Raw genomic sequence first — 23,831 nt, forward strand, 5'->3', positions numbered from 1 at the left:
GATGTTGCCGGTTACGCCTGCCGCGCAATGACGTTCGACACGCTCCACCTCGCGCTCGCTTCATGCCTGTTCTTCGGCGCGCTGCTCTATTCCAGCGTCGGGCATGGTGGGGCATCGTCCTATATCGCGCTGATGGCGTTGTTCAGCGTGCCCGCAGCGGTGATGCGGCCGACCGCGCTGGTGCTCAACCTGATCGTCGCGGGCCTCGGATCGATCCGCTACGCGCGCGCCGGCCTGTTCCGTTGGCGCACGCTGTGGCCGTTCCTGGTCGGCGCCTTTCCCGCAGCATTCGTCGGCGGGGCGATCCATGTCCCGCCCGAAATCTATCGCCCGATCATGGGCGTCGTGCTCGCCTTTTCCGCCGCGCGGATGCTGTGGCCACGCGAACTCAAGGCCGAGCGCGAATGGCGCGATCCGCCGATCTGGGTCGCGATCCTCGCGGGGGTGGGGCTGGGCCTGCTCGCCGGACTGACCGGCACCGGCGGCGGCATCTTCCTCTCGCCGCTGCTGCTGTTCCTCGCCTGGTCCGCGCCCAAGCCAGCGTCGGGCGTGGTGGCCGTATTCATCCTCGCCAATTCCGCCTCGGGACTGGCCGGCAACCTCGCCTCGGTCGGCAGCCTGCCGCCAGAGCTACCGCTCTATGCGGTCGCGGTGCTTGCGGGCGGCGTAATCGGCACGACCCTCGGCATCCGGCTACCCCAGAAGTGGATTCTGCGTGCGCTCGGCCTCGTCCTGCTGGTCGCCAGCGCCAAGCTGTTCGGGGTGTATTGAACCAACCTCGGTCACCCCGGCCTCGTGCCGGGGTCCACCGTTCGGCAAATCCAGCGCTCGAGCCTCAGGCTTCGCGCTGGCGGCAAAGTGGACCCCGGCACAAGGCCGGGGTGACGATTTGGGATAGGTATGAAGGCTGACGGTCAGGGGGCCTCAGCCCCCCACCGCTTTTTTCAGCTTGTCGAAGAACCCGGTCGACACCGGGCATTCCTCGCCGGTTTCCAGCGCGCGGAACTGTTCGAGCAGGTCGCGCTGTTCGCCGGTCAGCTTGGTCGGGATCTCGACCTCGATCCGCACCACCAGGTCGCCGCGCCCGCGGCCCTGCAGCACCGGCATGCCGGCGCCGCGATGGCGGATTTCGCGGCCGCTCTGCGTGCCGGGATGCAGCGGGATGCGGTGCAGTTCGCCATCCGGCCCCGGAATCTCGATCTCGCCGCCCAGCGCTGCGGTCGTGAAGCTGATCGGCGCGCGGGCGTACAGCGTCGTGCCCTCGCGCTCGAACAGCGCATGTGGCTTGACGTGCAGGAAGATGTAGAGGTCGCCCGGAGGCGCGCCGCGCGCGCCAGCCTCGCCCTGGCCGGACAGGCGGATGCGCGTGCCTTCGTCGACGCCCGGCGGCACGTTGACCGCCAGCGTCACGGTCTTGTCGACCCGGCCCTCGCCGCGGCAGTTGCGGCACGGATCGGAAATCGTCTGTCCCGCGCCATGGCAGGAGGGGCAGGTCCGCTCGACCACGAAAAAGCCCTGCTGCGCGCGCACTTTGCCATGCCCGGCGCAGGTGGGGCAGCGTTTGGCCATCGTCCCCGGCGATGCGCCGGTGCCGCCGCACGGTTCGCACGGCCCGGAAACATCGATGGTGATGTCGGTCTGCTTGCCGTGGAAGGCGTCTTCCAGCGTGATGTCCATGTCGTAGCGCAGGTCCGCGCCGCGCCGCGTCTGGCCGCCGCGTCCGCCGCCGCCCATGAATTCGCCGAACATGGATTCGAAGATATCGGCAAAGCCGTCAAAGCCCTGGCCGCCGCCGCCCATGCCTTGCGGCCCGGCATGGCCGAACCGGTCATAGGCCGCGCGCTTTTGCGGGTCCTTCAGGCAATCATAGGCTTCGTTGATCGCCTTGAACTTGGCCTCGTGCTCCTTGCACCCGCCATGCTTGTCCGGGTGGCACTGGATCGCCAGCTTGCGAAACGCGGACTTGATCGTCGCGTCGTCGGCGGTGCGCTCGACACCGAGCAGTTCGTAATAATCTACCTGGGTGGTCATTCAAAAAGCCCTCTCCCCTTCAGGGGAGAGGGTTGGGAGAGGGGCAGTAACCGCAGTGGTGAACCCTGCATCTGCCCCACTCCCCCTCTCCCCGGCCCTCTCCCCTGAAGGGAAGAGGGAGGGGGTTGATTACGCCTTGTTGTCGTCCACCTCGGAGAATTCGGCGTCGACGACTTCCTCGCCGCCAGCCTCGCTCCCCGCAGCCGCGCCTGCATCCGCCTGCGGCGATGCCTCGCTCTGCTGCTGCTTCTCATAGATCGCCTGACCCAGCTTCATCGCGACCTGCGCAAGGGCCTGGCTCTTCTCGTTCATCGCTTCGGCGTCGCCGCCTTCAATCGCCGCCTTGGTCGCGTCGATCGCCGACTGGATCTCGCCCTTCAGCGCGTCGTCGACCTTGTCACCATTCTCGGCAAGCTGGCGCTCGGTCGTGTGGACCAGGCTTTCGGCGTTGTTCTTCGCCTCGGCGGCCGCACGGCGCTTCTTGTCTTCCTCGGCGAACTGCTCGGCATCGCGCACCATCTGGTCGATGTCGCTGTCCGACAGGCCACCGCTGGCCTGGATGCGGATCTGCTGCTCCTTGCCGGTGCCCTTGTCCTTGGCCGACACGTTGACGATGCCGTTCGCGTCGATGTCGAACACGACCTCGATCTGCGGCACGCCGCGCGGGGCAGGGGGGATGCCGACCAGGTCGAACTGACCCAGCATCTTGTTGTCCGCCGCCATTTCGCGCTCGCCCTGAAACACGCGGATGGTCACCGCCTGCTGATTGTCATCGGCAGTCGAATAGACCTGGCTCTTCTTCGTCGGGATCGTGGTGTTGCGGTCGATCATGCGGGTGAACACGCCACCCAGCGTCTCGATGCCGAGGCTCAGCGGGGTCACGTCGAGCAACAGCACGTCCTTGACGTCGCCCTGCAGCACGCCGGCCTGGATCGCCGCACCGATCGCGACGACCTCGTCCGGGTTGACGCCGGTGTGCGGCTCCTTGCCGAAGAACTCCTTCACGACCTGGCGCACCTTAGGCATGCGGGTCATGCCGCCGACCAGCACCACTTCGTCGATCTGCGCCGACTTGACGCCGGCATCGGCCATCGCCTTGCGGCACGGCTCCAGCGTGCGGGTGATCAGGTCGTCGACCAGTCGCTCCAGCTCGGCGCGGCTCAGCGTCTTCACCAGATGCTTCGGCCCGTTCTGGTCCGCGGTGATGAAGGGCAGGTTGACCTCGGTCGTCTGCGCCGAAGACAGCTCGATCTTCGCCTTCTCGGCGGCTTCCTTGAGCCGCTGCAGCGCGAGCTTGTCCTTGGTCAGGTCGATGCCTTCGGCCTTCTTGAACTCGTCGGCGAAATACTGGACCAGCTTGGAGTCGAAATCCTCGCCGCCCAGGAAGGTGTCGCCATTGGTCGCCTTCACCTCGAACACGCCGTCGCCGATCTCGAGGATCGAGATATCGAACGTACCGCCGCCAAGGTCATAGACCGCGATGGTCTTGTTGTTGTCCTTCTCGAGGCCATAGGCCAGCGCCGCCGCGGTCGGCTCGTTGATGATGCGCAGCACTTCCAGACCCGCGATCTTGCCCGCGTCCTTGGTCGCCTGGCGCTGCGCGTCGTTGAAGTACGCCGGCACGGTGATCACCGCCTGCGTCACGGTCTCGCCGAGGTAGCTCTCGGCGGTTTCCTTCATCTTCTGCAGGATGAAGGCCGAAATCTGCGAAGGCGAATAATCCTCGCCGCCCGCCTTGACCCACGCGTCGCCGTTCGCACCCTTCACGATCGTGTAGGGGACCAGCTCGGTGTCCTTCTTGGTGATGGGGTCTTCGAAGCGGCGGCCGATCAGGCGCTTCACCGCGAAGACGGTGTTGTCGGGGTTCGTGACCGCCTGGCGCTTGGCCGGCTGGCCGATCAGTCGCTCGCCATCCTTGGCGAAGGCGACGATGGACGGCGTGGTACGCGCGCCCTCTGCATTCTCGATCACCTTGGGCTTGCCGCCCTCCATCACTGCCACGCAGCTATTGGTCGTGCCGAGATCGATTCCGATAACCTTACCCATGAGTCCTCATTGGCCCCCGTGTGCTAAATCAAGTTAATCCAGTGCGTTACCGCGCCCCTGAAGCGGCAACGCGGCCTTCACAAGGGGCGATATAGGAGTGCCGCGCCTTGCCGCAAGGCCATGGCGCACTTAGGAATTTCAAGAAGGTTCCCGAATCGGGAGAAGGAGTTCGAGGATGCGGTCGGTTGTTGCAGCGTTGGGGATGGCGATCGCCCTTGCGGGGTGCGAGCAGGCAGAGCTCGGCGTCGCCGATGCCTGGGTCCGCGCGCCCGCCGTGTCGGGTCGTCCCGGTGCAGCTTATTTCACCGTGACGGGCGGGGGCGAGGCGACGAACCTGCTCGCAGTATCTTCACCGGTCGCGGTGCGCACCGAGCTGCACGAGATGAAGCACGATGGCGGCATGATGACGATGACCCCGCTCAAGGATGTCGCGATCCCCGCCCGCGCAACCGTGAAGTTCGAACCCGGCGGCAAGCATGTCATGCTCTACGACCTCGCCCCCGGCGTCCGTGCGGGGACGAAGGTGCCGCTGCGCATCGCCTTCGCCAACGGCAAGACGATCGAGGTCGAGGCCGAGGTCCGCGCCCCGGGTCAGGAGAAGTAAATGAAGTTCCTCCCCTGCGGAGCAGGGGAGGTGGCAGCGCGAAGCGCTGACGGAGGGGCCGCTCTCGCAGAGAGCGGAATTTTGTCGAGATGCTCACGGCCGTCTGCGCGGCCGCCCCTTCACCACCGCCTGCGGCGGCGGTCCCCCTCCCCTGAGACAAGCTCAGGGGAGGAATCGTTTGTTCGTCAGAAATCCACCGACAGCGATGCGCGCACGGTGCGCGGCGCACCCTGCAACAGCGCCTGGTTGAACGCGTCGTACGCCGACGCCCAATAGCGCGCATTGGCGACGTTATCGACGCCGACACGCAACGTCAGCGGCTTGTCCCCCGCCGCGAAGACATAGCGTGCGCCCAGGTCGACGCGGGTCCAGTCGTCCAGCTCGAGCGTGTTGGCGACGTTCACCGCCTGTGGCCCGGTATGCACCACGCGCCCGGTAAGCGTCAGGCCGGGAACGAAGCCCAGATCCCATTCGGCATTCAGGTTGGCGGTATATTCCGGCACGCCCTGCGCACGATTGCCTTCGTTCGCGCCGCCCAGCGTCTCGCGCAGCTTGGCATCCACCACGGTGCCGCCGCCGATCAGACGCAGCCCGGGCGCAACCTCACCGGCAAAGCTCAGTTCGATCCCGCGATTGCGCTGCTTGCCGAACAGCCCATAGACCTGCTGCCCTCCGCTGCCGGTCGGCACCGCATAGGCGCTCGGCAGGTCGATCTGGAACAGCGCCAAGCTGGCGTCGAACCCGCCGATCGCGATCTTGCCGCCCACCTCATATTGCACCGACTTGGTTGGCGCGAACACTTCGCCCGGATTGACCAGGATCGGATCGATCGGCGCGGTCGGCCCCTGCTGCAGCCCCTCGATGCGGTTGGCGAACAGCGACACGCCGGCGACCGGCTTCACCACCACGCCGACCACCGGCGTTACCGCATTCTCCTCGTACACACTGTCGAGCAGCCCGCCATTATAGGCGTTGAAGGTCTGGACGCGGATCGACTGCAGCCGCAGCCCGCCGGTCACCAGCAGGCGATTGTCGAACAGTCCGATCGTGTCCGACGCGAACACGCTCCACAGCCGCGTCTTGCTGATCGGGAACGGTTCGTCGAGATTGCCGCCGACCAGCGTCGACGACGGGATCGCCGCCACCGGCGTGTCATAGAGATTGGTGTCGAACCCTGCGAAGCCGGGGCCGTACAGGAAATCGAACGCGTTGCGATTGGTCAGCCACGCGATGTTCCCGCCGAAATTCACCTCATGCGTCACCGCCTGGCCCAGCTTGACGCGCAGCCCCGCCTCGATCGCCTCGTTATTGTCGGTGCGGGGGACGTAGAGCGCGTTGCCGTTGGCCGCGCCCGTCGTCGCGTCCAGCACGGTCAGGCCGCTATAGATGCCCTCCTCCATGCCGTCGCGCGCGCCGGCGGTGGCGTAGAGCAGCGCGTTGTCGCCGACGTCATACTCGATCCGCGCCACGCCGAACACGTCGCGCATGTCGGTATAGGTCCAGGGCTGGGCGTAGTTCGCGTCCGCTTCGGGCACGCGCGGGATCACCGTGGTGCCGATCGTCACCTTTGGCCGCAGTCCGTCGACTTCGACCCGCTGATAGCCGAGGTCGAGCGACGCGCGCACCCGCTCGCCGCGCCAGTCGAACGCCGCGCCCAGCACGGCGGTGCGGCGGAATTCGCCCTCGATCGCCACGTCGCCGCTGCGGAACGCGCCGTTGACGCGCACCCCGAACGACCCGTCGCCAAAGCGGCGCGCGACGTCGAAGCTCCCGCCGAAATGCTGGTCGCCGATATAGCTCGCGGTCGCTCTGGTCAGGTCGCGGTCGGCGCGCTTGAGCTGAAGATTGACGCTGCCCCCGATCCCCGATCCGCCGGGCGCCGCACCATTGAGGAAGGCGGAGGCGCCGTTCAGCACTTGCACGCTCTGGAACAGTTCGGGTGCGATCAGCTGGCGCGGCGCAATCCCGTACAGGCCATTAAGGCCGACATCGTCGCCGAACAGCTGGAAGCCGCGGATCACGAACTGCTCGGACGCATTGCCGAAGCCATAGCTGGTACGGATCGTCGGATCGTTCTCGAGCAGCGCGCCCAGCGTCAGCGGCTGCTGATTGAGGATGATCGCCTCATTATACGAACGCACCACGAACGGCACGTCCTCCGTCTTCTTGTCGCCCAGCGCGCCCAGATCGCCTTCGCCGGTCACCGCGCTGGCATTTTCGCGCTGCGCCTGGATCACGATCTCATCCTCCTGCGCCAGGGCAGGGGTGGCGATCGCGGCGAGCGATACGGTGGCAAGCATCAGGCGCTTCATTTGTCTATCCATTTGTCTAGCGTTGATCAGGACCGGCGCAGCCAGCTGCGCAGGAAGAACAGGATGGGGAGGGCGAGCAACAGCGACGCGGCGATATCGGGCCAGCCATCGCCGGTCAGGCCGAGGATCAATCCGGCAAGGCTCGCCAGCACCAGCATCGCAGGCATGGCAAGCACTGCGGCGGCACCGCGGCGCGGGATGCGGCGCGACGCGGTCACAGCGCGGCCCCGGCATGGACGATCTCGTCCACCGCCCGCTCGGTCCCGCGCGCGCCCTTGCCCAGCCAAAGCTGCAGCCCGCTCCACAGCACCCAGATCGTGGCGAGCGTCAGGACCGCCCACAGGATCTTGAGCGCGATCCCGCCATAATCGCCGAAATGCAGCGGCTTCGACAGCATCAGCGCCTGGTTGAGCGCGGGCATCGATGCCGTGTCGGTCACCGTGCCGCTCGCCGCGTCGACCAGCGCCGGCGTCAGCACATGGCTGGTGAGCGGCGTGTCGCCCTGAAAGAAGATCGCATAATGCCGCCCGCTGCTCCACGCGCCGCCGGGGAAGCCGATGAACTGCGGCGACACGCCGGGCAGCGCCGCCTTGGCCGCGGCCATCGCCTTGTCGACCGATCCGTAGTCGGCCGGCGCGAGCGGCCGGTCCGCGCCGTGCGCCGCGACCATCGCCTTCAGCTCGCCCTCGCGCCAGCTGTCGGTCAGCGGGTCGGCAAAGGCGTTGATCACCCCGGTCAGCCCGACCACCAGCGCCCAGCCCAGCGTCACCACACCGAGCAGATTGTGCGTGTCGAGCCGCCGCACGCGCTTGCTCCGCGTCCGCCGCAGCGTCCCGAAGCGCAGCCGCCGCATGAAGGGCACATAGAGGACGACGCCCGACACGATGGCGAGGACGAACAGCGCGCCCATCACCCCCAGGAACAACATGCCGGGAAGCCCCAGGAACATGTCGGTATGCAGCTGGAGAAGGAAGTGCATCACGCCCTCCTCCCTGATCTCGCCCGCGCTCGCGCCGGTGCTGCGGTCATAGGAAAACAGGCGCATCGCCGATCCCGGCGCATCCGGGGTCGGACCGGTGGTCACGGTGACGATCGGATTGTCCTGGCTGAACCCGATGAACAAGGGGACCCCGCCGCCGCCCTGCGCCACCGCCTTGGCAATCAGGCTGTCGAGCGGCACGCCACCCTCGGCCGACGGCGTGCCCTGCATCGCCGCGGCGGCGTCATGCCCGCCCAGCGCCTCGATCTCGTCATGGAAGATCAGCGGCAGGCCAGTGACGCACAGCATCAGCAGGAACGCCGTCGAGACGATGCTGCTCCACTTGTGGACCAGGAACCAGGCCTTGATCGTCGAGCGGGTCACGGAGAGCGGGAATCCTGGCTGGCGGCGAAACGATTGCTGCGCGCCTAACCTGCCCGGCAACTCACGTCAATGCGAAGCATTCGCAATTGCAGTCAGGCCTCCCGCCACGCGCCCGGCGTGATCGTGTCGACCGACCAGTCGCCCACGCGCCACCGCACCAGCCGCAATGTCGGATGCCCCACCGCCGCCGTCATCCGCCGCACCTGGCGGTTGCGCCCTTCGGTGATCGTCAGCGCGATCCAGCAATCCGGCACGCTCTTGCGGAACCGGACCGGCGGGTCGCGCGGCCACAGGGTAGGGGGATCGATCCGCTCGACCTGCGCCGGTCGAGTCATCCCGTCCTTCAGCCGCACGCCGCGCCGCAGCGCCTCCAGCGCCGCCGTATCCGGCTCGCCCTCGACCTGCGCCCAATAGGTCTTGGCCACCTTGTGCCGAGGATCGGCGATCCGCGCCTGCAGCCGCCCGTCATCGGTCAGCAGCAACAATCCCTCGCTGTCCCGGTCCAGCCGCCCCGCCGGATACACGCCCGGCACGTCGATATAGTCGGCCAGCGTCGGATGCCCGCTGCCCTCGTCGGTGAATTGCGACAGTACGCCCCACGGCTTGTTGAACAGGATCAGCATCGCGAATGCCCTAGACATAAGCGCCTGCGCGATCCACCTCGGCGGCATGACCCAGCGCCGCCCGCTCACCGCCGGAGAGATCGCCCTGTCGCGGAGCGTATTCGGCGATGCGATCGATTACGGGCGCGCGCATATCGCCAACCGCAAATGGATCTTCTTTCAGCCCAAACGCGTGACGATGGCGCCGCTCGGCTGCATCCATTTCCACCCCAAGGGCGACGCCTATCGCGACGACTTCGCTTCCGCTCCGCTCGGCCTGCAGGGGCATTTCATCCATGAGATGACGCATATCTGGCAGCATCAGCGCGGCCTGTTCCTCCCGCTCCGCCGCCACCCGTTCTGCCGCTACGATTATGCGCTCAAGCCCGGCTGGATGCTGGAGCGCTACGGGATCGAACAGCAGGCGGAGATCGTCCGCCACATCTTCCTGCTCGGGCGGGGCGCCGCGATACCCGGCGCCCCGCCGATCGCCCACTATCGCGGCATTCTTCCCTTCACACCCGTTTGAAAGGGCTCAGTCGGGCCGTTCGGTATCGCGCAGCGGCGGGCGTCGCTCCGGCGGGGCCGACGGTGCGGGCCGGGGCGGCGGAGGCGGTGCCGCCTGCGGCTGCGGTTGCGGGCGCGGCGCTGGCTGAACCTGCGGCTGGGGCCGGGGTTGCTGGATGACCGGCGGGCGCGGCTGGGGCCGTGGCTGCATCACCTCTGGCTGCGGCGCAGGCCGCTGCACCACTGGCGGACGCGGCTGCGGTTGCGCGAGCGGCGGCGGCGCAGGGCGCGGCTGAACCTGCGGCGGGGGTGGCGCCGGGCGGGACACCGGAGGTCGCGGCTGGACCTGCACGGGCCGCTGTGGCTCGCGTTCGCGCACCAGTCCGCCGTCCGGCGCACGACGATCGGGATCCACCCGCCGCGGACCCTCGGGTCGTCCGATCGGTGGGCGAGGCGGCAAGGTGCGAGGCGGCGTCACCTGCACCGGCGGAGGGGGCGTGGGGGTCGCGACCGGCGGAGGCGTGCCGCCCGGCCCTCCCGGCCGTGGGCCACCGGGCCGGCCGGGGCCGCTCCCGCCACCGGGGCGCGAGACCGGCGGGGTTCCCGTATCGGGGCGTCCGGTACCGGGGCGATCGCCATCCGGCCTCCCGGTGCCCGGCCGTCCACCGCCCGGACGTCCCTCACCGGGCCCGCCCGGCCGCCCGCCGGGGCGACCCGCACCGGGCTCGCCGGGGCGACCGCCGGGACGACCCACGCCGGGTCTTCCAGGCCCACCGTTGCCGGGACGCTCTACGCCCGGTCTGCCGGGACGCTCTACGCCCGGCTCGCCGGGACGACCGCCAGGGCGCCCCACACCGGGACCGCCCGGCCGACCGTCCGGTCGTCCGGCACCTGGCCGTCCGGCGCCGGGACGTCCGCCTCCCGGTCGTCCCGGACCGTCCCCGCGCGGCGGGCGAACGCCCAGCGCAGGGCGCCCCGGGCGCTGGATCCCGATCGCCGGGGGCGGTCCGCGATATCCGCTGCGCTGCCAGGCGCGAAACCGGTCGCCGTCCATGCGCCGCCGGACCCGCTCATTGCCCAGCCGGTTGCGCCACCGCGCCGATTGCGCGCCGCTGCGCCACCGCTGCCAGCCGGGATGCCGCGATCGCCCGCTTTCCCAGCGCAGCCGCAGATCGATCACCGTGGCGATCTGCCCGGCCCACCATCCCGCGTCGACCGCGTCCCACTGATCCTCGCCCTCCGCCGCTTCGCGCATCGCGACGCCGCGTGCATAGAGGTCTTCCGCGCGCGCGTCGTGCAGCCGGGCTTCGGCGGGGGACAGCACGGCCCCGCCGCTGTCGTACACCGCCGCCAGCCGCTGCCGCGCAAACGCAAAGGACAAGCGCGTCTCCTGCACCAGGAACGGCGCATCGTCGTCGGCCTCATAATAGAAATAGCGGATCGACCCGTCCCCTGTGGCCTCGGCCAGCACCATATGCCCGGTCTCCGCGGTCCAGCCCCATGCCTCGTCCCGATCGAAATCGAATACGAAGTCCGGCGGCGCGTCTCCGATCGCCTCCAGCAGCCCATCGGCGGTGTCGATCCAGTAATAGTCCGCCGCATCGGCCTGCCACCGGGCCTGCGTCGGCGCAGGCGTCGCGGCATAGGGTGCGGGGGCGGGAACCGGGGCCGGGGAGGGGGCAGGTGCGCGATACGCCTCGCGCGCCACCGGCGCAGCCTCGGCGGGCGGCGCCTCATAGACCGGCGGCGGCCCATAGCCCGCGCTCGGTTCCTCGACCGTGCATCCCCCCGCCAGCGCCAGTCCCAGCGCCGCCAGGCTCGTCCCCATGATCCGCAGCTTGTCGTTCACATGCCCTCTCCCGAACTCATGGCCGCATCATCGCCCAGTCTTGATGAACGACAACTGCATGATTTCAGGGCGAGAAGCGATGTCGGAAACTGTCCGAAGGTCCGGCGGAACCGCCTCGATCGCTCAGAAGAGCGGCTCTGCGGCAACCGCGTCGATCAGACGTGCCCCATTCAGCGAAATGGTGCGCTCGACCATATCGGTCGGGTCCGCGCGATACGACGCAGGGTCGACCGGGACGTCCGAAGCGGCCGGGGTCGGTGCCGTGAGGATGAAATCGTCCGCGTCCAGCATCGACATCGCCACGCCGTTCAGAACCACGATATCCGCCCCGCCCAGCGCGATGAAGCTGGTTCCGCCATTCTCCCCCATCAGCGCCTGAACCTGCGCGAAGCTGGTGAAGCCGAACGCCGAAAGGTCGATCCGGTCGGTCCCGGGTGTAAAATCGCCGATCGCGTCGGCACGGGTGCCGCGTTCGAACACGAAGATATCCGCGCCCGCCTCACCGAACAGGACGTCGTTGCCACTGCGGCCGTTGAGTACGTCGTTGCCTGCACCGCCCAGCAGCCAGTTCGATGCCGCGTTGCCGGTAATATGGTTGTCGAGGTCGTTGCCGACGCCAAAGGGCGTGTTTCCGCCCAGCACCAGGTTCTCGACATTGGCGTAGAGATAGTAACCCGCACCATTGATCGTGGCGTATACGGTGTCGACGCCGCCATTGGCGGCCTCGAACGTCAGGTCGTCGGGCGTGTCGACATAATAGCTGTCATTCCCGGCGCCGCCATCCATCAGGTCATAATCGCCGAGCCCGCTGTCTCCGCGCAGAATGTCGTTGCCCGCACCCCCGACCAGGATGTCGGTAAAAAAGCCGTCGCCGTCGATCAGAACGTCGTCGCCATCCTCGCCATACAGGGCATCGGCATGCATCCCCCCGTCCAGCACATCGTTGCCCGCGCCGCCGACCAGATAATCGATATTATAGTCGCCGAAGAGCCAGTCGTCGCCGTCCTCGCCGAAGATCGAGTCATTGCCCGCGCGGCCACTAATATCGTCTCCGCCGGCGCCCCCCAGCAACAGATTGGCATAGTTGGACCCGGTAATCACATTGTCGAGATCGTTGCCGACCCCAAAGCTCCCGTCGCGTCCACCGATGGTCAGTGCCTCGATATTGTCGTAAAGATAGAAGCTGGTGTCGCTCTCCACGGTGTCGCGTCCACCGCCTGCCTCTTCAAAGACCAGGTCGTCTAGACCCGCGACGCGGTAGAGGTCGTCGCCCAGGCCGCCATACAGCCGGTCGTGCCCGGCATCGTAGCTGTTCAGTTGGTCGGCGGCATCGGACCCGATCAGGACATTGTCGAGTGCATTGCCCCCGCCGCTTCCCCCGATCAGTCGCTCGACGTTCTCCGGAAGCCGGAAATACAGGCCCTGTGCTGCGGCATTGGGACTGATAACGATGGTGTCATAGCCCTCACCCTCGAATTCGCGTACCACGTCGATCTCGGAGTCGACATAATAGATGTCGTCGCCCGCCCCGCCGACCATCATGTCGTTCCCGGCGCCACCATCGATCCGGTCGTTGCCCGCCAGACCGACGATCAGGTCGTCACCGCCAAGCCCCTCGATCAGGCTCCCGCCGGCGGCCGCGAATAACGTGTCCGCATGCGTGGTACCAGCTCGCGGCGCCACAAGGATATCGTCTGCGGTGATCGTGCCGCGGACAAGCACGGTCAACGTGCCCTGGCTGGACGTCGCGGTAACGGTCGTCCCGCCGGGTCCGGCACTCAGCGTCACCGAACTGGGAGCGATGGCGGACAGGTCGAGCGTGTCGGTGCCGGAAACGAAATCGTTGACGGTTCCGGTCCCGGCACCGGCAAAGCGGAAATGGTCTCGTCCTGCACCGCCCTGGAGCGTGTCGCCCGATCGGCCGATCAGCGTATCGTTGCCATCGCCACCGGCGATCGTCGACGCCCACTGCGCCCGCGATCCATCATAATAATCGTCCCCGCCCCCCAGCGCGATCGAACCGGTGATGATGCCGGTGTTGCGGACGAAGTCACCCCGGTCGAACAGGTCGATCGCTCCGTCGATACGGCCGTAATTGAGCAATATGGCAGCCCCGCCGGTCCCCTGGACCGCGGTCGTTCCGATCACGGTCCCGCGGTTTTCGAACGTGGTGGGGATGAAGCCGTTATTATAGATCGTAACGCCGACCGCGTCCGCAACGCCCGACCCGGCGACATTGCGCGCGGTGATGAGCGATTCATTTACGAACCGGCCTTCGACGTGGAGTTGGAGGGCGATCGTCCCCGCTCCCCCGGTCGCGCTGATCGTGCCGGTGTTGGTTCCGGTCCGTCCATCTGCCTCTAGCGACATGCCGACAATGACAGCGGCGTTCGCGATACCGTTCGACGTCGCGCTGATCGTCCCGCTGTTCGAAAACTCGGGGCCATTCGACATCTGTCGGGACCAGACCGCCGTCGCCCGACCGAGGTCGGCGATCGCCTCGATGACCCCCGAATTGGACACGGGCCCAGTGCTCGAAGGTTCAATAATGCTGACATAGGCAATTCCAACGCCGGTCACCCGGATCGCCCCGGTATTGACGACCTGGCCGAAATTGTTGCCGGTAATTGCGATGAAGCCGTTGCCGGGATTTGCCGTTGCAAGCAACGTCCCGTGATTCACGAACTGCGAGCTGAAGCCATATCCCGCGATGAAGGGCAGGTCCGTGTTCACCCAGGTTTCGTCGGCGTCGACGACCACAGTCCGGTAGGAGTCGCCCACGAAGATATTGGTCGAGGTCGCGCTGGTCAGTTCTCCCCCGGCAACCGACCCGGCGACCGGGGCCGCGCCGCCGCTCGCCACCGATGCCAGGCTCGTGAAGCCCGCCCCGGGCGTCGCTCCGGCCATCGCTGCAATCTCGCGTTCGACCAGTACCGTCTCGCCGCCCAGCGTGTAGCTTCGGTACACGATGCCTTCGCGCGTCACGTCCGGTCCGGAAACCCATGCACCGACCAGCAGCACGGCATCCGCAGCCGTCCCGGTGAACGCCAGCGTCCCGCCCGACAGCGCAAACGCGTCGCCCGCGCGCACCGCCACTTGCTGGTCGCCGCTCAGGGCGATGGTTTCGATGCTCGACAGCCGACCCGATGCCAGCGCAGCCGACAGGTCCAGGCGCAGCCCGGCCTGGCCGAATTCCAGCACATCCTGGCCGCCGCCGCCATCGATCCGGGCAAAGCTCAGGTCGCCGGCGTGCAGCACGTCGTCGCCATCCCCGCCGAAGGCTGCGTCCCCGCCCTGGGTGACGATGCGATCGTTGCCACTTTCGCCGTACAGCCCGTCATTGCCGCTGCCGCCGACGATCAGGTCGTCGCCGGTCCCGCCGAGCAGCAGGTCGTTGCCACCGTTGCCGTACAGCGCATCGCCGTTGCGGTCGCCCCTGACCACATCGGACGCGCTCGATCCCTGGAACAGGTCCTCGTCCCAACCGAGATTGGCGGTACCGGTCCAGGTCCCCGCCGACGTGTCGAACTCGTCCCGTCCGATGCCCGTGGAGACATTTCCGATCAACGTGCCGGCGTTGACGACGCGATCGTCCCCTGCACGCAGGTCCAGCGCGCCCTCGATCCTTCCGCCGACCAGATTGCGGATTTCCGCTTCGCCGCGGGTGAGCGGGTTGAAGCTCGTTTCGTGCGTTTCGATCGCGACATCGCCACGGATGACACCGTCATTCTCGATCAGCGCCGCCTGGCCGCCAAGATAGTGAAACGCGATCGCAACCGACTGATGGGCGCCCCCCAGCGTCGCAACCTCGATCAGGCCATGGTTGGATATCTGCGCCTGGCCGCCCAGGTCGACGGCATGACCCATGACGATCGCATTCGCATAAACCCCCTCGCCGAGGATCGATGCGCCGACGTGGTTCGTGATCTGTCCGCCGTTGAACAGTGCGATCGCGACCGCGCCGCCAACGCCGCCGCCGCCTTCGGCCAACGCCTGCGCCGCGATCAGTCCGGTGTTGATGACGCGATGGTTCGGATCGAACCCCCAGATCGCGTGCGCGTTGCCCATTCGGGTCGCCGCCACCATGGTGCCGGAATTGACGACATAGTCGCCTCCTGATCCCATCGAGAGGGTATAGGCGTTACCCGCGGCCGAATTGACGACCATCGTCCCGGAATTGACGACATTGTAGATATAGAATCCCGACAGCACCCCGGCCGGCTCGGGAGAGGACTCGTTCCACAGCACACCGGCATTGTTGAATCCATTGACCGTGTAGCTGCTGAACAGGCTGCCGATCTGGGCGGTCGCGAAATAGATCGTGTCAGCGCTGATCGTCATGCCGGGCGTCGGCGTCATCATGGCTGTGACGTTTGGCGCGATGGTCGGTCGCGTCAGCGTCGGGATGATGCTCGGCATTCAAATTCCCCCAATTGTCGCAACTGGTTGACCCTGCCGGACAGTCGCGCCGGGATGCTGTAGGATTTGGGGAAAGCACACAAGCCGTAAAGACGCGGACGCCTCGTCCGCATCGCGCACCAGTCCTGACGGCGACGAGAAGGGCAGGGGAGGGCGCCCGCGTCGCGCCCGTCCGATCTCAGAGGTGGAGCTCCGGCGCCAGCCAGGCCGAAAGCCTGCCTGCCGCGTCCGGGAGACCCATCGGCAGGTCGGAAAACGGCACCCCAACCGATCCAGCCCCATCGTCGGGATATCCGTCCTGAGGCAGTTGCGCCGAGGCAAGTATGAAATCTCCCGCCGACAGTGCCGCGCGCGCGACCCCGTTGAGCACGACCATGTCGCCATTGCCCAGCGCGATGAAGCTCGTCCCGCCATTCTCCCCCATTACGGCCTGAACCTGCGCGAAGCTGGTGAAGCCGAACGCCGAGAGGTCGATCCGGTCCGTCCCGGCCAAAAAGTCGCCGATCGCGTCGGCACCTGTGCCGCGCTCGAACACGAAGATGTCGGCACCCGCCTCGCCGAACAGCACGTCGTTGCCGCCCGCGCCGTTGAGCACGTCGTTTCCCGCGCCACCCAGCAGCCAGTTTGCCGCAGCGCTCCCGGTGATGCGGTTGTCGAGCCCATTGCCTACCCCGAACGGCGTGTTGCCGCCGAGCACAAGGTTCTCGACATTGGCATAGAGATAGTAACCCGCACCATTGATCGTCGCGTAAACCGTATCGGCGCCGCCATTCGCCGCCTCGAATGTCAGGTCGTCGGGCGTGTCGACATAATAGCTGTCGTTGCCCGCGCCGCCATCCATCAGGTCATAGTCGCCAAGTCCGCTGTTACCGCGCAGCGTGTCGTTGCCCGCCCCGCCGACCAGGATGTCGGTGTGGAAGCTGGTGCCGCCGATCAGCACATCGTCGCCATCTTCCCCATACAGCGCATCGGCATCGGCCCCGCCATCCAGCGTGTCGTTACCGATCCCGCCCACCAGATAGTCGATCCCCGCATCACCGAAGAGCTGATCCGAGCCATTCTCCCCGAACAGCGAATCCACCCCGTCGCCGCCGCGAATCACGTCGTTCCCAGCGCCGCCGATCAGCAGGTTCGAGCCGACATTGCCGGTGATCGTGTTGGCAAGTTCGTTGCCGACCCCGAACAGGTCGGCGCTACCCGTCAGCGTCAGATTCTCGATATTGGCAAAGAGATAATAGTTCGCACTCGACGTGACGGTATCGGTGCCTTCGCCGGCGAACTCGAACACGATATCGCCTGTTGCATCGACGATGAAACTGTCGTCGCCAGCCCCCCCGTAGAGAAGGTCGTTCCCGCCCCCGCCGTCCAGAATATCGTTGCCATCTCCGCCGATCAGCTGGTCGTCACCAGCGCTACCCTGCAAATCGTCGTCACCACCGCGGCCGTCGAAGGTTACGCCCACGCTGCCGTCGTTAAAGGCACTATTTACGAAGAAGCGGTTAGCACCGGCATCGCCGGAAATGTGCGACGCGTAGCCCTGCCAGGCGTAGACACTGACATTTTCGACGCTCGTTATCGCATACTCTGAGCCGGTAGCCGGTCCGCGTGCCCAGCCGGCAGCTAAGTCAACGGTCCACCCGAAACCCAAATCAAGCATGTCGGTCCCGCTCCCGCCATCGACGGTACCCACACCCGAATAATATAGCTCGAAACTATCGTCGCCGTCTTCGCCAAAGGCGATGTCGCCCGAACGTACATTGATCGCGTCGTCGCCGCCTCCGCCGTAAAAAGTATCGGCATGGGCGAAGGAGCCGATCATGACGTCCCCTTGAGCGCCGCCATAGACCGTCATCGATGTAAGTGCCGTCTGGAACAGGAACCAGTTAGGGCCAGATCCTCCATACACCGTCTCGACATTCCGCACGATGAAATCGCCGACCCGGAACGCGCCAGCCTCCTCACTGTAATCCGTGAAGAACAGATAGGCCGATCCTGCCGACACCGAGCGCGCGTCGAGCGTATCCGTGCCCGCCGCGCCATCGAGCGTCGTCAGGGCCATGCCCGACGAAATCCCGGTCAACTGGAACACGTCGTCGCCCGTGCCCGCCGAGATCGAGGGCGCGCCGGGAGCAACATCATAGGACGATCCGCTTTCCGCGCCGCGCACGAACACCAGCGGATAGGCATCCGGAGTTTGGCTCAGTTCAATGGCGTAGCGTCCGTTGGACAGGACGATCGAGGCATCGGCGATACCGTCCCCGCTGTGGTCGATCTCCAGGACTGTGTTTCCGCCGTCGAAATGGTATCGAATTTCGGCGCGCGTGCCGCTGAATGCGGCGGATCCGATAAACCCGTCCGCTGCGACCATCCCCAAAACGGTGTAACCCGACAGATCGATCTGGTCCTCTGTCGAGAAATCCGTGATTTCGACTGTACCTTCAGGATACGCGATCAGGTAATCCGCAAAGACATCAGCCCCGTCGCCGCCGGTCAATACGCTGCCGCTGAACCCCAAGTTCATCGCGAACACGTCTGCTCCCGACCCGCCGATGATGGTGTTCACCTGTGCGGTCGCCGAAAAATAGGCGCCGACCGTCAGTGCGGATGCATCGATCCGCAAATGTTCCCGAAGGTTCGTGATCGGGTAGAATGCCAGACTTTCCGCATTGCTGATCGATCCGATCGTCTGGCCACCGCTGGTCAACGTAACCACCGATCCGGTTTGGTCGACGATGATCAAGTCCTCTGTAGTCAGCCTAAAGCGTACGTAGTCGTTCCCTTCGCCGGCATCGACAGTAGACCCCTGACCCACAGACAGCCGGTCTGCGTAACGCGTGCCGGTCACCTGATGCGCGCCGGGTCCGATATCCGTGAAAAGGGCGAAATTCCCAGGGGCTACATCAGCCTCAAATCCGCTCGCATCGATAAAGAACGTATTGGCGAAATACGAGCCGTTACTGTTCTGATCTCGGCCGATAATGGAGACAAACTCTATACTGTTAAGTGTGGTGTTGATCGTTCCGCCAAAGCCGCTTCCGACTATATTCGATCCGGTGATATTCAGTGTTACCGGCCCGGTCGGACTGGGAAGTTCGAATGCAGTTGGTCGGCTACCAAACCGAATCGAAAGATCGTCAGCGCCGTCGCCGCCATTAAGGACATCATTCCCAAAGCTGAGGAAGAAGTGGTCGTTACCGCTCAGCCCGTCAATCAGATCGTCCCCACTGGTTCCGGGCAGCGTGTCAGTTCCAGTCGTCCCAGTGATGGTCGGCATGATGAATTCCCCCGTGATCGCCTCGGCACATCCACTTCTGGTTTGCGGTTCGGCGCCTCAATGATCAAACCTAGCCTGCGGAATTCAAACGGACAATCATTCACAGCAGCACTTCGTCCTAAAGAGAAGCGCCGAGGGTTTCACGCGCAGATAAGATTTCGCCTTACCCCCGCTCCAACTCCCGATACAGCGCCATCCAGCGCGGGTTGATCGCGTCCAGCCGCGCCTGATCCTGCGGCGTGATTGTGTGGTCCACCCCCGGCTCGCCATAGGCGTTGAGGATATCCGCGCGCTCGATCGACAGCGCGACATACTCTGCCGCGACCGGGTTGCCCGCCTCCGCCATCAGCCGGTTGGGACGGAAGCGGGTGGGGTCGAACACCGCGCCCGGATCGCTCAGGAACAGGATACGCGTCTGTCCGTACAGCATCGGCGTCACGTCGTGCAGCGTCCCGTCCGAACGGCGGCACACCGCGTGATGCTCCGCCTCGAAATAGCGGCCCGGCCAGCGCCAGATGATCCAGCCATAGGCAACCGACCCGCCATGCCGCCGCACCGCTTCCGCGGCGTTGCTGAAGCAATAGGCGATCTGCGCGCCTTCGCCCGGGACCACGTCGACATATTCGGGCATGCCCGGCGCGATCGTCGCGCAAAAGGCGAGCGCCGCCGCGTCGATGCTTTCCGGCGTATCCGTACCCATAACCCGCTCTTGTCCCAGTCCAGAATGCTTGCGGCGACGGTGCCGCTTGTGTTGTCGGCGTTCCCGCGCCCGATTGCCATTGCCGCCGGTGCGTGCGGCACTTCTGCGTGCGCCGTCCGTTACCTCGCGATGGACGACAGCATCGCAACGCTCACCGCCCGGATGGAGGCCGCCGCCGCGGCGATGGACTTCGAAGAGGCGCGGCGGCTGCGCGACCGCATCGCGCTGCTGCGCGGCGGGGCGGACAGCGCCGATGCCGCCGCCGCAGATACCGACGGGCTGACGCGACAGCAACCCGGTGCGATGGGGCTCGGCACCAGCCGCGCGCGGCTCTCGCGTCCCGCCGACTGGACCCCGCCGCGCAAGCCCGATCCGATGACCACGGGCCGCAGCCGGCGGGGCGGGCGGGGCAGGGCGGACTGATCGCGCGCCGATGCCGCGCCCGGCCGCCTCACCGCGCCCCGAGGAAATCGAGCTTGCCGACCGGCACGCCCTTCATCCGCAAAATCGCATAGGCCGTCGTGACATGAAAATAGAAGTTCGGGAGCGCGAAGTTGAACACATAGTCCGCGCCGCGGAACGGCACGTCGCCGCGCGGGGTCTTCAGCACCACCTCGGTCTCTTCCTTGCCGTCGAACCCGTCGCGCGGCGCGGCCTTCAGGAAGTCGATCGTCCGGTCGATCCGCGCGGCCAGGTCCGCGAAGCTCGCCTCCTCGTCCGCCATCGCGACGCTCTCCACCCCGCCGACGCGCACCGCCAGGAACTTGGCGCTGTCGCTCGCGCGCTGCACCTGCGCGGTCAGCGGGTGCATGTCGTCGGCCAGCCGCGCCTGCGTCAGTTCCGCCTCGTCCCACCCCTGCGCCTCGGCATAGGCGCGGCCCTTTTCCAGGAACGCCTTCATGCTGGTTAGCGCGCGGATCATCGGCGGGATCGAAACGTCGTACAGATTGTGCATCGGTGTCCCTTCGGAAACGGCCAGCGCCGCAAATGGGGCGAGCCCCCGCCGGTAACAAGGGGCCGCTCCACCCCTCGCAACCGGCGGCCCGCGCCCCTATCTGCCCCCTAGCATCCCCTCAAGAACAAAGCTAGAACTCCCTGCATGGCACTTACGCATATTTCCGTCCGCGGCGCGCGCGAGCACAATCTCAAGGGCGTTGACATCGACATTCCGCGCGACACGCTCACCGTCATCACCGGCCTGTCCGGCTCGGGCAAGTCCAGCCTCGCCTTCGACACCATCTATGCCGAGGGCCAGCGCCGCTATGTCGAGAGCCTGAGCGCCTATGCGCGCCAGTTCCTCGAGATGATGCAGAAGCCCGATGTCGAGCATATCGATGGCCTCTCGCCCGCGATCAGCATCGAGCAGAAGACCACCAGCCGCAACCCGCGCTCGACCGTCGCGACGGTGACCGAGATCTACGATTACATGCGCCTGCTCTGGGCGCGCATCGGCATCCCCTACAGCCCCGCGACCGGCCTGCCGATCAGCGCGCAGACCGTCAGCCAGATGGTCGACCGCGTCCTCGCGCTCCCCGAGGGCACGCGCCTGCTGCTCCTCGCCCCGGTCGTGCGCGGCCGCAAGGGCGAGTATCGCAAGGAACTCGCCGAATGGCAGAAGGCCGGCTTCCAGCGCGTCCGCATCGATGGCGAAACGTACCTGATCGAGGACGCCCCCGCGCTCGACAAGAAGTACAAGCACGACATCGAGGTGGTGATCGACCGCCTCGTCGTCCGCGACGACATCGCCACGCGCCTCGCGGAGAGCTTCGAGACCGCGCTCAAGCTCGCCGACGGCCTGGCGTACGTCGATCTGGTCGATACCACGGTAGGCTCCCTCTCCCCTTCAGGGGAGAGGGGCAGTGCGGTTCGCGAAGCCCCGCAGGCGTTTGTCGCCGAAGGACAGGCCCCTCTCCCAACCCTCTCCCCTGAAGGAGAGAGGGCTAAAGGCGGCATGAAGAACACCGGTATCCCCGACAACCGCATCGTCTTCTCCGAACGCTTCGCCTGTCCGGTCAGCGGCTTCACCATCGCCGAGATCGAGCCGCGCCTGTTCTCCTTCAACGCCCCGCAGGGCGCGTGCCCGGCATGCGACGGCCTCGGCGAAAAGCAGATCTTCGACGAAGACCTCGTCGTCCCCAACCACGATCTCAGCATCAAGAAGGGCGCCGTCGTCCCCTGGGCCAAGTCCAACCCGCCCAGCCCTTATTACATGCAGGTGCTCGGCAGCCTCGCGGGCGAATTCGGCTTCAGCCTCGAAACCCCGTGGAAGGACCTGCCCGAGGAGGTCCACTACCTCATCCTCCATGGCAGCCGCGGCAAGCCGGTCACGCTCACCTTTATCGACGGCCGCAAGAGCTACGACGTGAAGAAGCCGTTCGAGGGCGTCATCGGCAACCTCAACCGCCGCATGCTGCAGACCGAAAGCGCGTGGATGCGCGAGGAGCTGAGCAAGTACCAGGCCGCGCATGCGTGCGAGACCTGCCACGGCGCCCGCCTCAAGCCCGAGGCGCTGGCGGTCAAGGTGGCGATGCGCGACATCTCCAGCGTCACCCGCCTGTCGGTCGCCGACGCGGTCCCCTTCTTCAAGACGCTGCCCGACGCGCTCACCCCGCAGCAGCAGGAGATCGCCAGGGCGATCCTCAAGGAAATCGACGAACGCCTCGGCTTCCTCAACAATGTCGGGCTCGACTACCTCAACCTCGATCGCACCAGCGGCACGCTGTCGGGCGGCGAGAGCCAGCGCATCCGCCTCGCCTCGCAGATCGGCTCGGGCCTCTCCGGCGTTCTCTACGTCCTCGACGAGCCCAGCATCGGCCTGCACCAGCGCGACAACGACATGCTGCTCGTCACGCTGCGCCGCCTGCGCGATCTCGGCAACACCGTGCTGGTCGTCGAGCATGACGAGGATGCGATCCGCAGCGCCGACTATGTCATCGACATGGGGCCGGGCGCCGGCGTGCATGGCGGCGAGGTCGTGGCACAGGGCACGCTCGAACAGGTGCTCGCCAGCACCGACAGCGTCACCGCCGACTATCTCTCCGGCCGCCGCGAAGTCGCGGTCCCGAACAGGCGGCGCAAGGGCAATGGCAAGAAGCTCACCGTCCACAACGCCACCGCCAACAACCTCACCGGCGTCACCGCGTCGATCCCGCTCGGCACCTTCACCTGCATCACCGGCGTGTCCGGATCGGGCAAGTCGAGCTTTACCATCGACACGCTCTACGCCGCCGCCGCGCGCGCGCTCAACGGCGCCCGCGTCCTCGCCGGCAAGCATGACAGGATCACCGGGCTCGACCATCTCGACAAGGTGATCGACATCGATCAGTCGCCGATCGGCCGCACCCCGCGCTCGAACCCGGCGACGTACACCGGCGCCTTCACCAACATCCGCGACTGGTTCGCCGGCCTGCCGGAGGCACAGGCGCGCGGCTACAAGCCCGGCCGGTTCAGCTTCAACGTCAAGGGCGGCCGGTGCGAGGCGTGCCAGGGCGACGGCGTGCTCAAGATCGAGATGCACTTCCTCCCCGACGTCTACGTCACCTGCGACGTGTGCCACGGCCAGCGCTACAATCGCGAGACGCTGGAGGTGAAGTTCAAGGGACGCAGCATCGCCGACGTGCTCGACATGACGGTCGAGGATGCGGTGGAGTTCTTCAAGGCCGTCCCCCCGATCCGCGACAAGATGGCGATGCTGGCGGAGGTCGGCCTCGGCTATATCAAGGTCGGCCAACAGGCCACGACCCTGTCCGGCGGCGAGGCCCAGCGCGTCAAGCTCGCCAAGGAACTCAGCCGCCGCGCCACCGGCCAGACGCTCTACATCCTCGACGAGCCCACGACGGGCCTGCATTTCGAGGACGTCCGCAAGCTGCTGGAAGTGCTCCACGCACTGGTCGAACAGGGCAACACCGTGGTGGTGATCGAACACAATCTCGACGTCATCAAGACCGCCGACTGGATCCTCGACCTCGGCCCCGAAGGCGGCGTCAAGGGCGGCGAGATCGTCGCCGAGGGCACGCCGGAGGCGGTGGCGAAGGAGCCGCGCAGCTATACGGGGAAGTATCTTGCGCCGTTGTTGGAGCGGGGTGGGGTCAAGGAGCGGGCTGAGGTGGCGGCGGAGTGAGTCG

General features: G+C 66.4%; 16 protein-coding genes. 5 read left to right on the forward strand and 11 right to left on the reverse strand.

The features are described 5' to 3' along the window. Window positions 1-27: 27 nt before the first annotated feature. Entirely contained in the window at window positions 28-771 is a 744-nt protein-coding gene (locus tag ABS767_RS11680; protein WP_408078518.1) for a sulfite exporter TauE/SafE family protein, read from the forward strand. Window positions 772-924: 153 nt separating this feature from the next. On the opposite strand, the gene dnaJ is transcribed toward ABS767_RS11680, so the two are convergent. Then, a complete protein-coding gene (dnaJ, locus tag ABS767_RS11685; RefSeq protein ID WP_408078519.1) occupies window positions 925-2,031 on the reverse strand; it encodes a molecular chaperone DnaJ in 1,107 nt (368 codons plus the stop codon). A gap of 129 nt (window positions 2,032-2,160) precedes the next feature. Beyond that, window positions 2,161-4,077 (reverse strand): molecular chaperone DnaK, encoded by a 1,917-nt coding sequence (gene dnaK / locus ABS767_RS11690; protein WP_408078520.1) that lies wholly within the window; start codon window positions 4,075-4,077, stop codon window positions 2,161-2,163. Between the two features lie 175 nt (window positions 4,078-4,252). Between dnaK and ABS767_RS11695 the strand changes: the two genes are divergently transcribed. Continuing rightward, window positions 4,253-4,681 carry a copper chaperone PCu(A)C gene (locus ABS767_RS11695; protein ID WP_408078521.1) on the forward strand — a complete coding sequence of 143 codons (429 nt, stop codon included), beginning with the start codon at window positions 4,253-4,255 and terminating at the stop codon, window positions 4,679-4,681. Between the two features lie 185 nt (window positions 4,682-4,866). On the opposite strand, the gene ABS767_RS11700 is transcribed toward ABS767_RS11695, so the two are convergent. The 4 genes from ABS767_RS11700 to ABS767_RS11715 all read right to left on the reverse strand — a co-directional run bounded on the left by ABS767_RS11700 (window position 4,867) and on the right by ABS767_RS11715 (window position 8,979). Continuing rightward, window positions 4,867-6,993, reverse strand: a complete 2,127-nt coding sequence (locus ABS767_RS11700; RefSeq protein WP_408078522.1) for a TonB-dependent receptor — start codon at window positions 6,991-6,993, stop codon at window positions 4,867-4,869. Window positions 6,994-7,019: 26 nt separating this feature from the next. Then, window positions 7,020-7,211 (reverse strand): hypothetical protein, encoded by a 192-nt coding sequence (locus tag ABS767_RS11705; RefSeq protein ID WP_408078523.1) that lies wholly within the window; start codon window positions 7,209-7,211, stop codon window positions 7,020-7,022. After that, on the reverse strand, window positions 7,208-8,356 hold the full coding sequence (locus ABS767_RS11710; RefSeq protein ID WP_408078524.1) for a PepSY-associated TM helix domain-containing protein: 1,149 nt from the start codon (window positions 8,354-8,356) through the stop codon (window positions 7,208-7,210). Before ABS767_RS11710 ends, ABS767_RS11705 begins: the two co-directional genes overlap by 4 nt. Before the next feature lie 92 nt (window positions 8,357-8,448). Further along, window positions 8,449-8,979: an rRNA large subunit pseudouridine synthase E gene (locus ABS767_RS11715; protein WP_408078702.1), complete on the reverse strand. Its 531-nt coding sequence runs from the start codon at window positions 8,977-8,979 to the stop codon at window positions 8,449-8,451. A 46-nt stretch (window positions 8,980-9,025) separates the two neighbouring features. On the opposite strand from ABS767_RS11715, the gene ABS767_RS11720 reads away from it, so the two are divergent. Then, the gene (locus ABS767_RS11720; protein ID WP_408078525.1) at window positions 9,026-9,487 is read left to right on the forward strand and encodes a vgr related protein; all 462 of its coding nucleotides are present in this window, start codon (window positions 9,026-9,028) and stop codon (window positions 9,485-9,487) included. Window positions 9,488-9,493: 6 nt separating this feature from the next. Here ABS767_RS11720 and ABS767_RS11725 read toward each other — a convergent pair whose 3' ends face one another. From ABS767_RS11725 to ABS767_RS11740, 4 genes are all read right to left on the reverse strand, one after another. After that, a complete protein-coding gene (locus tag ABS767_RS11725; RefSeq protein ID WP_408078526.1) occupies window positions 9,494-11,314 on the reverse strand; it encodes a hypothetical protein in 1,821 nt (606 codons plus the stop codon). A 123-nt stretch (window positions 11,315-11,437) separates the two neighbouring features. Beyond that, a complete protein-coding gene (locus ABS767_RS11730; RefSeq protein WP_408078527.1) occupies window positions 11,438-15,733 on the reverse strand; it encodes a beta strand repeat-containing protein in 4,296 nt (1,431 codons plus the stop codon). Between the two features lie 178 nt (window positions 15,734-15,911). Continuing rightward, window positions 15,912-19,007: a hypothetical protein gene (locus tag ABS767_RS11735; RefSeq protein WP_408078528.1), complete on the reverse strand. Its 3,096-nt coding sequence runs from the start codon at window positions 19,005-19,007 to the stop codon at window positions 15,912-15,914. 163 nt (window positions 19,008-19,170) lie between these two features. After that, window positions 19,171-19,707, reverse strand: coding sequence for a hypothetical protein (locus ABS767_RS11740; RefSeq protein WP_408078529.1), 537 nt, complete (start codon window positions 19,705-19,707; stop codon window positions 19,171-19,173). A gap of 129 nt (window positions 19,708-19,836) precedes the next feature. Between ABS767_RS11740 and ABS767_RS11745 the strand changes: the two genes are divergently transcribed. Continuing rightward, window positions 19,837-20,130, forward strand: coding sequence for a UvrB/UvrC motif-containing protein (locus ABS767_RS11745; RefSeq protein WP_408078704.1), 294 nt, complete (start codon window positions 19,837-19,839; stop codon window positions 20,128-20,130). A 28-nt stretch (window positions 20,131-20,158) separates the two neighbouring features. On the opposite strand, the gene ABS767_RS11750 is transcribed toward ABS767_RS11745, so the two are convergent. Next, complete coding sequence (locus ABS767_RS11750; protein WP_408078530.1) at window positions 20,159-20,662, reverse strand: DUF1993 domain-containing protein; 504 nt, start codon at window positions 20,660-20,662, stop codon at window positions 20,159-20,161. Between the two features lie 144 nt (window positions 20,663-20,806). Here ABS767_RS11750 and uvrA point away from each other — a divergent pair, with 144 nt between their 5' ends. Next, window positions 20,807-23,827, forward strand: coding sequence for an excinuclease ABC subunit UvrA (gene uvrA / locus ABS767_RS11755; RefSeq protein ID WP_408078531.1), 3,021 nt, complete (start codon window positions 20,807-20,809; stop codon window positions 23,825-23,827). Window positions 23,828-23,831 lie beyond the last annotated feature (4 nt).

The organism is Sphingomonas plantiphila (genome assembly GCF_046000505.1).
In the GTDB taxonomy this organism is placed as follows: domain Bacteria; phylum Pseudomonadota; class Alphaproteobacteria; order Sphingomonadales; family Sphingomonadaceae; genus Sphingomonas; species Sphingomonas plantiphila.

Excerpts from the sequence above, each read along its gene's own strand:
- ABS767_RS11735 (WP_408078528.1), bottom strand. The coding sequence starts at position 19,007 with ATGCCGACCATCACTGGGACGACTGGAACTGACACGCTGCCCGGAACC.
- ABS767_RS11750 (WP_408078530.1), bottom strand. The coding sequence starts at position 20,662 with ATGCACAATCTGTACGACGTTTCGATCCCGCCGATGATCCGCGCGCTA.
- ABS767_RS11740 (WP_408078529.1), bottom strand. The coding sequence starts at position 19,707 with ATGGGTACGGATACGCCGGAAAGCATCGACGCGGCGGCGCTCGCCTTT.
- ABS767_RS11730 (WP_408078527.1), bottom strand. The coding sequence starts at position 15,733 with ATGCCGAGCATCATCCCGACGCTGACGCGACCGACCATCGCGCCAAAC.
- dnaK (WP_408078520.1), bottom strand. The coding sequence starts at position 4,077 with ATGGGTAAGGTTATCGGAATCGATCTCGGCACGACCAATAGCTGCGTG.
- uvrA (WP_408078531.1), top strand. The coding sequence starts at position 20,807 with ATGGCACTTACGCATATTTCCGTCCGCGGCGCGCGCGAGCACAATCTC.
- ABS767_RS11680 (WP_408078518.1), top strand. The coding sequence starts at position 28 with ATGACGTTCGACACGCTCCACCTCGCGCTCGCTTCATGCCTGTTCTTC.
- ABS767_RS11700 (WP_408078522.1), bottom strand. The coding sequence starts at position 6,993 with ATGAAGCGCCTGATGCTTGCCACCGTATCGCTCGCCGCGATCGCCACC.
- ABS767_RS11695 (WP_408078521.1), top strand. The coding sequence starts at position 4,253 with ATGCGGTCGGTTGTTGCAGCGTTGGGGATGGCGATCGCCCTTGCGGGG.
- ABS767_RS11715 (WP_408078702.1), bottom strand. The coding sequence starts at position 8,979 with ATGCTGATCCTGTTCAACAAGCCGTGGGGCGTACTGTCGCAATTCACC.
- ABS767_RS11745 (WP_408078704.1), top strand. The coding sequence starts at position 19,837 with ATGGACGACAGCATCGCAACGCTCACCGCCCGGATGGAGGCCGCCGCC.
- dnaJ (WP_408078519.1), bottom strand. The coding sequence starts at position 2,031 with ATGACCACCCAGGTAGATTATTACGAACTGCTCGGTGTCGAGCGCACC.
- ABS767_RS11720 (WP_408078525.1), top strand. The coding sequence starts at position 9,026 with ATGACCCAGCGCCGCCCGCTCACCGCCGGAGAGATCGCCCTGTCGCGG.